Genomic DNA, 14,437 nt, shown 5'->3' with positions numbered 1-14,437 from the left:
GATATGGAAGGCTTTAAGAAATTTGTTTATTTGAATAAAATGCAGTGGTCAGAGAGATTTATTTAACCATACTATGGCAATAAGCAGTGCTAAAAAATAAGTGCTGTCGTTTATACGAATGTACATGCGGTAAAACGCAAACATCTTCGATGACAGGGGAGCTTTTCCTGATAGCCGCACCTCTTAGAGTCGATACTCTATTGGGCTTTTCGCTCCAAGTGATATCTTAATGCGTTTCAGATTATACCATTTTATATAATTGTCGATTTCCGCCATTAAATGCTCGAGTGTTGAATTACTCCAATCCCTCGGGTAAAAAAATTCAGTCTTAAGGCGACCAAAAAAACCTTCACAAGCAGCATTGTCAGGTGAATAGCCTTTGCGAGACATAGAGCGAGTCAAACTGGCGCTATCTGTGCGCTCCCACCGATAGTGTCCTCCTCTATCTGAGTGCACAATGGGTTGCTCCCTAGGGCCCAAATGTAACAATAGCGTCATCAAGCATGGTATTAACCAGTTCAGCATTAGGTCGTTTACCTGTTTTCCAACTCACTACCATGCCATCAAAGCAGTCTACAATTGGCGATAAGTATACTTTGCCAGCTGGAATTTGGAATTCGGAAATATCAGTGAGCCATTTTGTATTTGGCGCGTTCGAGTGAAAATCGCGATTAATCAGGTTACTCGCTGGCGGACTTATTTCGCCGTAATACGAGTTATATTGACGTCGTTTGCGACTTGAATGTGGAATAAGGTTTTCTTCTTGCATCAAACGACGAATTACTTTCTCTGCAATGCTTATTCCTAATTTCCGGACTTCTGCGTGAATGCGTCGATAGCCATAACACTGATAATTGGTATTAAAAATATCAGTTATCGACTCTCTAGCCTCTTTATATTTTTCTGGCAGTTTTCTCCGAGCCTTGTGGTAAAAATACGAACTTCGCGGCAATTTCACCGTTTTGAGAAGCTCTTTAAAACAATGCTTGTCGCGCAAGGCATCAATCAGAGTGGTCTTTTCTTGATTTGTTAGGCGCTCGTGACTGATGCCTTGCTCTTTTTTTAGTAGGTCATTTGCCTTCTTTAAAATATCATGCTCAAGTTGTAATTTGTGCATGTGAAGGTGTAAATCTTTCAGTTGTTCTTCAAGTTGCGGACTATTGGCATTCTTCAATGATAAATTCTTGTTAGCCATGGTATTTGTATATTCTGGCGGCAGTAATTGGTCTTTCCATATGTACAGTGATTCGCGCGAAACACCAATATTTTTTGCTAGTGCATCAGCAGAATCCGTTCGTGTGCAAAGTTCAATAACCGCCGCTTTTTTTTCTTCTTTCGAAAATAAACGTTGTTGAGACTTTCCTTTTTTCCGCCTATGTGACTTTTGAAATTTCAATTCATCATGCCATTTATTGAATGTATGTGCGCAGGGATATCCCATTACTTTCTGTGTGTGAGTAAAGCATTGACCATTGTTGAGATAATGGTCAATCACTGCTTGTTTTTGTGCGGTCGTGTACGTAGGTTTCCGCTTGAAATTTTTGGGCAGATCACCAGTTTCGTCGTAAATCAGAACCCATTGTCGTAAATATTTTTTTGATGGATACCCAAGCATACGAACCGCAACTGACGCTTTTCTGCCTAGTTTAATGTAAAGCTCAACTGCTTTGATGCGTTCTTTATATGAATACATAAGACTACCTCTAAAGTAGTCCAAGTTTTTAGCCGCACCCTCAGTGGATCAATTTTGGATGCAAATTAACAATATGGGTAATCAGGAAGTTTACAGTATCGATTTGTATTTTGACGGCGTACACCCCTGCCAACGAATGAAAGCACGGGTAAAGGAAGCAACCTCACTAAAACCACATCGTTCTGAAATACATTCAAGGCTCTTAGTTGTATGCTCAAGGTAAAACAAGGCTTTTTTGTGTCTAAAGTCATCTTTGATTACCATGTAATTAGAGTTTTCTAACTCTAATTTTCGTTGCATGGTTCGAACAGATATTCCAAGTTCCGATGCAAGTTCATTTTGAGTTGGAAATTGGTTTCTAGGGTATAAAGAAATGATGTTTTTAATCTGGCTTATAAGCCCCAAAGAGTCAAAAGAATGACTTGTTATAGATAATGGTACCCTTAATTGTTTTTCCACATCTTTATAGTTACATAAAACAGGTTTGTTTAGCCATGCTTTATCAAAAACGAGCTCGTTATAATTTTGATTGAATTTAACCGGACAGTTGTATAAGAAATGATAATCGCATAGGTTCACTGGTTCATCGTCTTTAAAGGATATATAGAGCAAAGGAACCTCTTTTTTCAATAACATACTTAACATTCTATTCGCAATACAAGTAAGCATAGTAATAGCGAATAAATAGTGGTTAGAATTTTTTGTTACAAAAGAAAATTGCCACCGCACTATATCCTTTTCAAGGATTAAATTTGCTGCTATGGGGCTTTGGCATACACGATTAACATTATCAATGGCTGTTAAAGCCTTTGATAATGTTTTTTCTGCACATGCAGATTTGATCATTAAAGCAATAGCTCCTCTAGGGAGCGGTTTTTCTTGAGTACCTAATAATTCATCTTTTGTATAGCTTAAAAGCACTTTATAAGACTCTATAATGTAGTGTAAGGAGATAATTCCTTGGGGTTCATCAATGCACTCAAATGGTAAGCCTATTGCTTGTGAAAAATCTCTCTTGGACATACCTACATAATCAGCAATTGAACAACAATCTTGAATAAACTTATTGGTAGAGAATAATTCATTTCTATTCATTTTTTTACATGCCTCTGCATTTGGTTTGACTCAGGGGTATTTCAAAGGAGCACAAATTATAGCTAAATTTAACAATCGGTTAGGCATCTGTTTTTCAATAAACGACGGTTTGCTTTTTTGGAGCACGTACATTCGTATAAACGACGAGCACTTATTTCATAGCTATGCTCATGGCCACAGCACTGGCAAATAAATCCGTTTGGCCACTTTAGTTCCTTCAAACAAGCTAAAATTTTGGCTTCTGGCATGTTTATTTGTCTACGCTTTTTGTTAATGATTCACGGTAAACACTAGGGGTTTGTCCTGTCCATTTTTTAAATGCTCTATTAAAGTTTGCAGTGTATGAAAACCCAACAAGATAAGATATTTCATCATACCTCAAATGCAATTGCTTCAAATAGCCTAATGTTAACTCTTTACGTGTTTTCTCTAATAGACTCTGATAGTTTGTACCTTGCTCATTTAGCTTTCGTTGCATATTTCGAAGACTAAAACCTAAAGATTCAGCGATCACTTGCTGAGAAGGGCTACCAAAAGGTAAAAGATCAAATATCTTTGACTTTACAACATGTTTTAAATCATTTTTATCTATACGAGACATGAACTCTTCAAGAATTTTTTCATGCATTTGAGTTATTAATGAATTAGTCGTTATCAATTGCTTTTGAGTTTGTTCAAGATCAAAAACAATAGTTGTTTTTTCTGCATTAAATACAACATCACATTTAAAGTAGTCATTTAAATAATCAGTATCATGATTAGGCTCGGGAAAAGAAAACAACACTTTCAAAGGTACAATATTTGCTCCTGCTAACTCCCTAGAAAATTTAATTACAGTGAGAATAAAAAGTTCAACTCCAACATAAGATAATACAGGGCTCGCTGTACTTTTATGGCAAAACAAATTCATATGAACCAATAATTGACTATTCCTTTCTAACACCGTGAGCTTACATGTATTTGATAGTACTCTTTTGTAGTTAGCTAAGCATTGGAGAGCAGCTTGTAGGCTTTCAGACGAGACCATGGCATAACCAAGAGCATGAAATATATTAGGATGAAACTGATTGGCAACAGAAATGGAGAAATCATGCCGATTCAACTTAGCGTTAGTATAATTAAGTATTTTAGTTATATTTTTTGCTGTAGTTCTTGATTCTGGGTTATTAAAAGCTCGGCTATCAATCTTAAAATTTTGACATGCTTCATCAAAATCAAGATCAAATAACTCCATTGCACGCTTAATAGAGATCATCCAACCGCTCAGTACCGTATAACTTTCTTCCATATTTTACTTCCACAAGATAAATGTAGACCCCAATAAAAATGATTAAAAATGACAAAACAAATACATTTTGACGTAAAAAGCACTAGTTAAAACCAACGCCCTACGTCATCTTATGTAACAAGTTAAACATAACATTAACATTTCATCTAATGATAAACATTAAGAGTGCATTACAATGAAAAATAACACTACCATGAAGGTCTCATTGGGAGCGGCTATAGTTTTAGCTCTCACGTCACCGGCAGCTCAGGCAGCAGATTTTTACTTCGGAGAAAATGACGACATATTATTGGCAATTAACTCTCAACTGTCTGTTGGTTCTAGTTGGAGAATGTCAGATAGAGACCCAAAGTTTTACTCCTCAAACAATTTGGCTGATGGTATTCCTGGAACAGGGCTTTCTTCAACAACTGATGATGACACCTTGAACTTTGGCAAGCATGATGCTTTCTCAACTATCATTAAAGGGATAAATGATATTCAACTGGAAAAGGATGGTTTTGGTGCATTTCTTCGTGTCAAATATTGGTATGACTTAGAGTTAAAAGATGGTGATCGTCCTCACGGTAATGGACCAAATGGATATGTTGCCGGTGAACCACTCAGTGATGATGGTTTTAGTGATACTTCAAAGTTTACAGGTATACAAATCCTTGATGCCTATGTGTACGGCAGCTTCGATATAGGTGATGCTCCTTTAGATGTGCGTTTAGGTCGCCAAGTGGTTAGCTGGGGAGAAAGCACCTTTATTCAAGGGGGTATAAACGCTATAAACCCCCTAGATGTCAGTGCATTACGTCGCCCTGGGGCCACTTTGAAGGAAGGGCTATTACCTGTTGGTTTGCTTTATGCCAATTTAGGCGCTTCAGAAAACTTAAGTATTGAAGCCTTTTATCAATATGAATGGAGTAAAACAGAAATTGATGGTTGTGGTACTTTTTTTGCGGCCGTTGATTACGCTGCAGACGGCTGTAACTTCATAACCGCAGGAGGTAATGATTCGCAAGCGGTTGCTGGAGGTGTATACTCTAAACGTGTAGATGACATAGAGCCTGAAGACGGCGGGCAATATGGTCTTGCTCTTCGTTATTATTCTGAAGCCTTAAATGACACTGAATTTGGCTTATATTTTATGAACATTCATAGTCGTTTACCTATCGCCAGTGTTTACCGCTCAGAATTTGCTGATTTACCAGGTTTTGTTGAATTGTCTGGTAGCCCTTTTATTCCTTGGGCACAAACAGCAGATCCACAAGTAGCAAGCTTACTGAATGCCTACGACATTACAGATTTATCGAAAGATAATATAGATTCGCTCAATGCTAACTATACTATTGAATTTGTGGAAGATCTTAAAGTATATGGCTTAAGCTTTGCCACCAATGTAAGTGGTGTGGCTTTATCGGGTGAAGTTTCTTATAAGCCAGATACCCCTATTCAAATTAATGGTAACCATGCGGTAGGTGCGGCGTTAAGTGAAAGTCCTTTGCTACCGTTTTCAGCACGTTTACAAACGGTTGGAGGTGGTGAATACCTAAAAGCTTGGGACGCATTTGATATAACACAAATACAGATAACTGCTGTACAATTTTTTGATCAAGTACTAGGCGCTTCAAGAGTAACTTTTATAGGAGAGGTTGGCTTAACCTTAACCGATGGCATAGAAGATATGGCTCAACAAGGCTTTCAATATGGTAGAGATACCATTTATGGTAATCCTACATTCGTACCAGGTGAGGGGGGCTTTAATACTGACTCGGCATGGGGCTATAGAACAAGGGTTGAGTTTGATTACCCTGATTTATTCGCTGGCATTGCATTAAAACCTGTAATTTCTTGGTATCACGATGTAGATGGTTATAGCGCTCAATTCAATGAAGGTAGCACCGTAGCCGCGGCTTCATTGGAGGCGTTATACCGCCAAAAATACTCTCTCACCATTGCATATACTAATTTTGCTGGTGGTGACTACAACTCGAACACAGATAAAGATTTTCTTTCGTTAAGCTTTGCCTTTTCGTATTAATTAAGGATTAGATAGATGAAAAAATTGAAAACAACGATTAGCTTGCTGGTGGTATCAATAGGCGTAATGTCTAGTGCTCTACAAGCCAAAGTGTCATCAAATGAAGCGGCTTTATTAGGCACATCATTAACGCCTATTGGTGCTGAAGTAGCAGGCAATGAAGCCGGAACCATTCCAGCGTGGACAGGAGGCTTAAACAGTAAAAATACCACTAAGAGTAAAGACTCAGGACGCCCAGACAATCCTTTTCCTGATGAGAAAGCTTTATTTGTCATTACGAACGAAAACCTAGAGCAATACAAAGCTAATTTAAGCGATGGTCAATTGGCGATGTTCAAAAAATATGCCGATTATAAAATGCCTGTTTACCAAACTAGAAGAACAGCTGCTTACCCCCAAAATTTATATGAAATTGCAAAAACCAATGCGACAACTGCAGAGCTAGTTGATGGTGGTAATGGCTTAAAAAACTTCAGTATTACCGTACCGTTTCCTATCCCCAAAAATGGCGCTGAAATCATTTGGAATCATTTGACTCGCTACCGCGGGGGGGCTGCTGAACGGTTTTTAGTCACCGTTCCTGTTCAAAAAGACGGTTCCTTCACTGCTGTAAATATGAATGATAAATTAGTATGGCCTGACTTTTTAGTGTCTGGGCGAGATGCGGTAAAAGATGATAACGTGTTGTTTTATTACTTACAGCAAATCACCGCGCCTGCTCGCTTAACAGGTACCGCTTTATTACTTCATGAAACACTAGACCAAGTTAAAGAAGCCCGCCGCGCATGGGTTTATAATGCAGGTCAACGTCGCGTAAGACGTGCACCCAATGTTGCTTATGATAGTCCAGGAGCAGGTACTGACGGATTAAGAGCTTCTGACAATTACGACATGTATAACGGCGCGCCAGATCGCTATAACTGGAAATTAGTCGGTAAAAAAGAGTTATATATCCCTTACAACTCTTATAAATTACTTGATACAAGCGCTAAGTACGAGTCAATCGTTAAAGAAGGTCACCTTAACTCAGAGTTTTTGCGATATGAGTTACATCGAGTATGGCAAGTTGAGGCGACCCTTAAAGAAGACGCCCGTCATATTTATGCTAAACGTACATTCTTTGTTGATGAAGATTCATGGGGAGTATCGGTTGTAGATCAATATGACGGTAGAGGCAAGCTTTGGAAATTATCTGAAGGGCATAATGTTCAATTTTATGACGTAGATACACCATGGATAGTTGCTGAAACTTTATACGACTTAAACTCTGGTCGATATCTAGTTACCGGCTTAAGTAATGAAGAGCCTATATTTATGAAATGGGGAATTGAGGCTAAACGTAGAGACTTCTCAACATCAGCATTACGACGAATAGGTCGTTAGTTTCTAAGCTAATTGAACAGGTTATAACTAGCACCCAGTGTGCTGGTTATAACTTTACACTATTTCAATAATTCTGTTCCCAAGTTAAGTTTATTTTCTTCGTTATGTTTGTCACTTAATTATATAAGGTTTCAATTTTATCCTATTTACCTACCACCGGAGAGTATTGTGAGATCGTATACCCGAACAGGTTTTCTGTTATTCGTTTTTTTTTTATTTTATGGCACTAATTGTCAAGCTACAATAGAGCTACTTAACACCAATTCATCAATGAGCCACTTAGCCCCTAACAGCATTATTACTTCTATAACTAATAGATTAAATAATAATGTTTTAGCCGTTGGGGAAAGAGGGCATATATTAAATTGGAAATCTCCTGGCGATTATACGCAAGAAATATCGCCTGTAGCTCTTTTATTAACCGACGTTATTATTTTGTCTGACGGTACAAAATTAGCGGTAGGACATGACGGGGCCATTATTTCGGCTAAAGAAAATTCAATGGATTGGATTAAACTCTTTGATGGTTTCGAACTTATAAACCTAAAAATAGGTTTGATCGAAAAACGAATAAGGGCATTCAAAAAAACCATTGAAACTATTACAGATACTGACGCCCTTGAAGAAGCTGATTTTGCACTAGAGGATTTAGAGTTTTCTTTAGAGGATGCAGGAAAAGCAAAAATTTCTGGCCCTACTATACCACTATTATCAGTAACTCAAACAAAGAATGGGAGTCTTATAGCCGTTGGAGCCTATGGAACTTTACTTAAAAGTTTGGATTTAGGAAAAACATGGCAATTGTTAGATGAGCGATTGAACAATCCAGATAAATACCACCTTAATAGCATTATCACAGATGAAAACAATAGTACTTATGTTGCTGGCGAGCAGGGCAAGGTTTATAAATCTATTGATGATGGTAGCACATGGAAATCTATCAATACTCCATACAACGGAAGCCTTTTTGGAATACTTAGCCACAAAGAGTCTGGCAACCTTATTACTTTTGGTTTAAAAGGTAATTACTTTATCTCTAAAGATCAAGGAGAGCACTGGGAGCACTTTATCTCTGAAAACAGGGCGACTCTACTTGCTGGATTTACTAAAGATAACGGTGACACAATATTGGTTGGACACGGCGGAACTATATTAAGCTTCAATATCAATAAGCCGGAAAAAACCAACTTAACCAAACATTCCTCAGCCGCAGCTATATCAGCAGTTACCGTCCTTAGTGACCAACTAATATTAGCAGGTCAATTCGGTATTATTTCGTTGAATATTAATGAAGGAATTCATCACTAATGTCTCATTCTAATAAGTTAGTTTTATTCTTTGAAAAATTGATATTTTCTAATCGAATTTTAATATTAACATGTCTCATTTTACTTTGTGCAGTGTTAACTTTTCAGGGTACCCAAGTAAAACCTGAAGCCAGTTTTTTAAAAATGCTACCCACTAACCATGAGTTTATTAATAACTATTTATCCTACAAAAAGGAATTATCAAACTTAGGAAATGTAGTAAGGGTTGTTGTTGAAAATAAAAATGGGGATATTTTCGATGCTGACTACCAAGAAGTATTAAAAAATGTCACTGACGAAGTATTTTTCATTTCAGGTGTTAATAGGGATGGTTTAAAGTCTTTGTGGACACCTAATGTACGTTGGCAAGAGGTTACCGAAGAAGGCTTTATCGGGGGTAGTATTATACCCGATGGATACAACGGTTCGAAAAAGTATCTTGATATCATCAAGTCTAACGTTCTCAAATCTGGGCAGGTTGGAAACCTAGTCAGTAATGACTTTAAATCAAGTATTATTTTAGCCCCCTTACAAGACACAAATCCTGAAACAGGGTTGCCATTAGATTATCATGAATTTTCAAAAGCTCTCGAAGATAAAGTTAGAGCAAAATACACCTCTGAAAATATAAATATTCGAATCGTTGGTTTTGCAAAAGTGGTTGGTGATTTAATTGATGGAGCAATGGAAGTTGTTCTGTTTTTTATGTTAGCGGTACTAATTGTTTTACTGTTGTTATGGTTTTATTCCCGCTGTTTACGTAGCACATTTGCTGTTGTTATCTGTTCTATTTTGGCTGTTTTTGCCCAGTTAGGCACACTAAATATAATGGGCTATGGTATAAACCCATACTCAATGCTAGTACCGTTTTTAGTGTTTGCTATTGGTGTAAGTCACGGTGTTCAAATTGTAAATTCTATTATTCATCATGCTGAAACAGGCGCAAATAAACTAGATGCTGCGAAACTTGCTTTTAGATCACTTTATTTGGCCGGCATTACCGCATTGATTAGTGATGCTATTGGTTTTACTACATTAATGGTTATTGATATTGGTGTCATTCAAGAGCTTGCTATTGCGGCCAGCATCGGGGTGGCGATTATCATTATAACTAACTTGGTTGCATTGCCTATTATATTAAGCTTTATTGGTATATCGCCTAAAGCAGTTGAGTATTCAAGAAAAAATACTCATAACATTAGCTTAGTAGAGAAGTTATTTGCTAACTTTTCTAAGCCTCCTTTAGCCATACTAACTATTGTCGTTTCTGCGGGCTTATTCTCAGGCGGGTTGTATTACTCTCAATTTATGAAAATAGGTGATTTAGATGCAGGGGCTCCTGAACTAAGACCTGATTCTAGATATAACCTTGATAATGCATTTATTGTCAAAAACTATACCGCAAGTACTGACGTATTTGTCATTATGGCGGAAACAGGCGCTGATCAATGTAGTAAATATAACAATTTGGTGTTAATCGACCAACTACAATGGCAGCTTAAAAATACCGCGGGTGTTCAAGAAGTTAGATCAATATCTGACATTTCAAAATTGGGCATGTTTGGCATGAATGAAGGTTCTCTAAAGTGGGCTAATTTGAATAGAAACGAATTTGTAGTCAATGCAACTTTATCACAAATCCCATCCGGTTTTATTAATGCTGACTGTTCAATGGCTCCTATCATTGTTTTCTTAAATGACCATAAAGCTGACACATTAAGCACCGTCGTCAATACAGTTGGAGATTTTAGTAAACAATATCCTCAAGATGGTATTAAATTTCTTCTTGCCGCTGGAAATGCAGGTGTTGAAGCATCAACCAATATCGTAATTGAAGAAGCACAAAATGAGATGCTTATTTGGGTTTATTCAGTTGTTATTATTATTTGTTTAATCACCTTTAGATCGGTGCCTGTTGTTGTATGTATTATAGTTCCTTTGATTGTCACCTCGGTGTTGAGTCAAGCGTTAATGGCCTTTGTAGGTATAGGAGTTAAAGTTGCAACACTACCTGTAATTGCATTAGGTGTCGGGATTGGGGTTGACTATGGCATTTATATTTTCAGTAAAATAACAGAAGGGCTTGCCATGAAAAAGTCTCTCTATATTTCCTATTTATATACATTAAACCAAACCGGCAAAGCAGTAGGTTTTACTGGCGTAACTTTAGCAATATGTGTAGCGACATGGGCTTTCTCTCCAATCAAATTTCAATCCGATATGGGCTTATTATTAACCTTTATGTTTGTTTTTAATATGATCGGTGCGCTTACCTTAATTCCAAGTTTAGCTTGGTTATTACGTATCGGAAAAAGCCAGAGCGAATCTTAGTTCGCAAACTACTAATAATACTTTTAGATATGTGTTTAAGTAAACTCAAGGATATTAAGTGACTTTAATTAATCATACTCATATTCCAGGACATCATTGTTCTAGCACTGCAATAGCAGACTTGGTTCGTTTTCATCATTTCGATTGGAGTGAAGACTTCTGTTTTGGTATAGGCGGCGGCTTAGGCATTACTTATTTAAAAACACCCTCTTCATCTCCTACTCGCCTGCTTCATACTCGCTCTTTAGGATATGAAAAGCGCTTTTTTAATGCTATTGGTGTAGATGATTTTTCATGGTTAAGTGGCCGTACGGAAGAAGAAAGCGAGAAACAACTTCTTTGTGCCATAAACGAAAATCGGCCTGCACTACTACTTAGTGATATTTTTTATTTACATTACTTTAATTCATCAAGTCATTTTCCTGGTCATGGAATTATGGTTTGGGGTTACGATAAAAATAGTAACGTTTTTTACGTTACTGATACAGAAAGAGAAAACTTAGAAACTGTATCATTTTCGGATATGAGAAAAGCGCGGGTATCACAAATACCCCCCTTTATATGTAATGGTGATTTTTATGCTCCGCATCATCTAACCAAGCCTACAGATTTACAAACATTATGCAAATTGGCTATTAAGGAAAATGCATATAGGTTGCTTAATTCAACTGAGCATTCAAGCGGCTTTTCTGCTTTGCATTCCCTGACCGATGATCTCAGTAATTGGGCTGAATTTGATGATTGGCAATGGAACTGTCGATTTGCATACCAAACTATTGAAAAAAGAGGTACCGGCGGTAGTGGTTTTAGAAAAATGTATGCTCGATTCTTAGTTGAAGCGGGCCAACATCTAGAATCTATTAAAACCTTAGAATTAGAAAATAAAATGCTTGAAAGTGCACAGAGTTGGCATGTGCTTTCAACCGCTTTTAAGCAAGCCTCTGAGAACAATAAACCAGATTTTGAATTTATTAAAGAATGTATTAAACAAGTGATTGCAAAAGAAACCTTCTATTGTGAGAGCGCTTTATTAGTTTAAGTTTATAACTTAATTAAAAATTAAGGAATATTGATGGATACTTCCAGAAACATAATTAACAGAGTTGCGATGGGCGATGTTTTTAGGCGTAAAGCAGCGACATCCCCGAACCTTGACGCCATTGTAGAATACAGAAACAATGAACGGCTTGCTTATACTCATTTAGCGTTAAATAAAGCGCTAAATAAAGTTGATAATATGTTAAGAGCGTTAAATATAAAGCAAGGTGATAGAGTTGCATTAGCCAGTCCTAATTCACTTGAATTTGCTCTCGTTATTTATGGTTGCATGAAAGCAGGCGTTGTTGTTGTACCTGTAAATTATTTACAAGGACCTTCTGATTTGGTTTTTACGCTTAATCACTGCGAAGCTAAAGCAATATTTATTGAAGATTCATTAGTTGAAAAATTTGAACAATGCAAACACGAACTCAATTTTTTGAAACATTGGATTTCAATACCTGTTACAGGTTGTAACGTACCAGATAGCTACCTTTGTTTTAATCAGTTACTTGAAAGTGCTGCTGATAAAGAAAATGAAGATCTAATTATTAGCGATCGCGATCCTCTACAAATTTTATACACCAGCGGCACAACATCTAAACCTAAAGGTGTAGAAACTTCTCATCTTGCCCTATTTATCAATAGCCTATCAGCAGCTATTGAGCTAGGCATAAAAAAAGAAGGTATAGGTACATCGGTTATGCCAATGTTTCATTGTGCACAACACCTAATTTCAACCTCAGTATTGCATATGAGTGGTACGGTTCTTATATTTAGAACGTTTGAATCAGAGGATTTTGTCAAAATTATTGAAAAAGAAAAAGTTAACTTTATTTTTCTTTTACCTTTAATGTGGAAAGCGCTTCTAGAGGTTCCTAACATAGAAAAATACGACTTCAGTGCATTAGATACTTGTATGTATGCAATGGCACCAATGGATAAACCAAGCTTACTCCGCTTGAAAGCTATTTTTAAATGTCCGTTTATCTTAGGCTCAGGACAAACAGAAATGACCCCCGTTACCACTGTCTTTCATGATAAATGGTCATATAAAGATGGTAATTACTGGGGAGAAGCGTTAACAACAACAGATCAAGCCGTAATGGACGATAATGGCGTAATATTACCCGATGGTGAAATAGGTGAAATCGTATGGCGTTCACCTTCAGCAATGAATAGCTATTATAAAGATCCTGAAGCTACCGCTGAAGTATCTACTTTTGGTTGGCATCACTCGGGGGATCTAGGTTATTTTGATGAAGATCACCAATTAATGTTTGTTGATAGAAAGAAGGACATGATTAAAACAGGCGGTGAAAACGTTGCTTCTGTTAAGGTAGAGAGAGTCATAATGTCACACCCAAGCGTAGCTGGTGTGACCGTTATAGGCTTACCACACCCTCATTGGACAGAGGCCGTAACCGCTATCGTCATCCCAAAACCTAATGTGGATATAACGGAAACTGATCTAATAAAAATTTGTAAAAACGAACTTGCAGGTTACGAGGTTCCTAAACGCATTCTATTTGTAAATGATATTGCTAAAACAGCTACAGGAAAGTTTCTTAAAGCTCCTTTACGTGAAAAATATGCAAACCTATACTTATAATGCTGTTACTGAAGGCTTTTGTTCTACAATTAAATATTGGATAATTAAAAATAAATCTATTGTGGTCAAGGAACATTGCCGACAGTCTTATAGCAAAGTCAGATTTTTACTGGCATATTTTGGCTTTAAACCGCTGTATTGTGATGTGGAAAATATTACTTTACTATTAGGTGGTATTTCTAAACTTAATGAAGTGAAACATTTTTTCTAATTAATCTATGCGCTCTAAAAATTTCAACATCCATCGAAATAAGCTCACCCTTATACAGTCTCAGCCGGGTTTCGGAAAAACAGAGCTTTTGAATAAACTTTATCAAGAATCTAAAAATTTAAAAAAGTCTATATTTATATCTATATCTCAATCAGATAATAATCCCATAGCCCTTCTTAAAAAAATAGTTATATCCCTTAAAGCTGCTAACTTGGATACGAATACATCCTTTATAAATCAGCTTGATAATATCTCTTTGCCATCATTAGAGCCTATTATTAATTCAATGCTAGATTCATGTTTTATTAGTGAAATTAATTATATTTTTGTGGATGATGTTGATCTACTATTAGATAAGTCTTCTAATAAAATCATAAGTAGTTTATTACAGTCGCCGTAGATTTGGTTTATTTAAATTGGAATATAATCGAATTAAATCAAGTTTTTACGGCG

At 36.7% G+C, this 14,437-nt stretch carries 10 protein-coding genes and 1 pseudogene; 7 read left to right on the top strand and 4 right to left on the bottom strand.

Annotated elements, in window-relative coordinates:
- Window positions 1-183: 183 nt before the first annotated feature.
- From ACYVIL_RS18870 to ACYVIL_RS18855, 4 genes and pseudogenes are all read right to left on the bottom strand, one after another.
- A protein-coding gene (locus tag ACYVIL_RS18870; RefSeq protein WP_191867398.1) for an IS3 family transposase occupies window positions 184-1,693 on the bottom strand; the annotation gives its coding sequence in 2 pieces (ribosomal slippage) (window positions 184-481 and window positions 480-1,693; 1,512 coding nt in all).
- A 90-nt stretch (window positions 1,694-1,783) separates the two neighbouring features.
- Complete coding sequence (locus ACYVIL_RS18865) at window positions 1,784-2,788, bottom strand: AraC family transcriptional regulator (RefSeq protein WP_460314149.1); 1,005 nt, start codon at window positions 2,786-2,788, stop codon at window positions 1,784-1,786.
- A 113-nt stretch (window positions 2,789-2,901) separates the two neighbouring features.
- Window positions 2,902-3,042: pseudogene (locus ACYVIL_RS18860) on the bottom strand (transposase); the annotation flags it as partial.
- Window positions 3,039-4,076: an AraC family transcriptional regulator gene (locus tag ACYVIL_RS18855; protein ID WP_460314147.1), complete on the bottom strand. Its 1,038-nt coding sequence runs from the start codon at window positions 4,074-4,076 to the stop codon at window positions 3,039-3,041. The gene ACYVIL_RS18855 and the pseudogene ACYVIL_RS18860, both read right to left, overlap by 4 nt.
- A gap of 175 nt (window positions 4,077-4,251) precedes the next feature.
- Between ACYVIL_RS18855 and ACYVIL_RS18850 the strand changes: the two genes are divergently transcribed.
- The 7 genes from ACYVIL_RS18850 to ACYVIL_RS18820 all read left to right on the top strand — a co-directional run bounded on the left by ACYVIL_RS18850 (window position 4,252) and on the right by ACYVIL_RS18820 (window position 14,384).
- Entirely contained in the window at window positions 4,252-6,102 is a 1,851-nt protein-coding gene (locus ACYVIL_RS18850; protein WP_460314145.1) for a DUF1302 domain-containing protein, read from the top strand.
- Window positions 6,103-6,117: 15 nt separating this feature from the next.
- A complete protein-coding gene (locus ACYVIL_RS18845; RefSeq protein ID WP_460314143.1) occupies window positions 6,118-7,485 on the top strand; it encodes a DUF1329 domain-containing protein in 1,368 nt (455 codons plus the stop codon).
- 168 nt (window positions 7,486-7,653) lie between these two features.
- Window positions 7,654-8,793 (top strand): WD40/YVTN/BNR-like repeat-containing protein, encoded by a 1,140-nt coding sequence (locus ACYVIL_RS18840; RefSeq protein WP_460314141.1) that lies wholly within the window; start codon window positions 7,654-7,656, stop codon window positions 8,791-8,793.
- The gene (locus ACYVIL_RS18835) at window positions 8,793-11,123 is read left to right on the top strand and encodes an efflux RND transporter permease subunit (RefSeq protein WP_460314139.1); all 2,331 of its coding nucleotides are present in this window, start codon (window positions 8,793-8,795) and stop codon (window positions 11,121-11,123) included. Before ACYVIL_RS18840 ends, ACYVIL_RS18835 begins: the two co-directional genes overlap by 1 nt.
- A 58-nt stretch (window positions 11,124-11,181) precedes the next feature.
- Window positions 11,182-12,162 (top strand): BtrH N-terminal domain-containing protein, encoded by a 981-nt coding sequence (locus tag ACYVIL_RS18830; RefSeq protein ID WP_460314137.1) that lies wholly within the window; start codon window positions 11,182-11,184, stop codon window positions 12,160-12,162.
- A gap of 33 nt (window positions 12,163-12,195) precedes the next feature.
- Window positions 12,196-13,773, top strand: a complete 1,578-nt coding sequence (locus tag ACYVIL_RS18825; protein ID WP_460314135.1) for an AMP-binding protein — start codon at window positions 12,196-12,198, stop codon at window positions 13,771-13,773.
- 299 nt (window positions 13,774-14,072) lie between these two features.
- On the top strand, window positions 14,073-14,384 hold the full coding sequence (locus ACYVIL_RS18820) for a hypothetical protein (protein ID WP_460314133.1): 312 nt from the start codon (window positions 14,073-14,075) through the stop codon (window positions 14,382-14,384).
- Window positions 14,385-14,437 lie beyond the last annotated feature (53 nt).

The organism is Aliiglaciecola aliphaticivorans (assembly GCF_054782055.1).
This window is presented reverse-complemented; position numbering and strand designations above follow the sequence as displayed.

Coding starts and splice junctions, on each gene's coding strand:
- ACYVIL_RS18865 (WP_460314149.1), bottom strand. CDS start 2,788: ATGAATAGAAATGAATTATTCTCTACCAATAAGTTTATTCAAGATTGT.
- ACYVIL_RS18855 (WP_460314147.1), bottom strand. CDS start 4,076: ATGGAAGAAAGTTATACGGTACTGAGCGGTTGGATGATCTCTATTAAG.
- ACYVIL_RS18850 (WP_460314145.1), top strand. CDS start 4,252: ATGAAAAATAACACTACCATGAAGGTCTCATTGGGAGCGGCTATAGTT.
- ACYVIL_RS18845 (WP_460314143.1), top strand. CDS start 6,118: ATGAAAAAATTGAAAACAACGATTAGCTTGCTGGTGGTATCAATAGGC.
- ACYVIL_RS18835 (WP_460314139.1), top strand. CDS start 8,793: ATGTCTCATTCTAATAAGTTAGTTTTATTCTTTGAAAAATTGATATTT.
- ACYVIL_RS18825 (WP_460314135.1), top strand. CDS start 12,196: ATGGATACTTCCAGAAACATAATTAACAGAGTTGCGATGGGCGATGTT.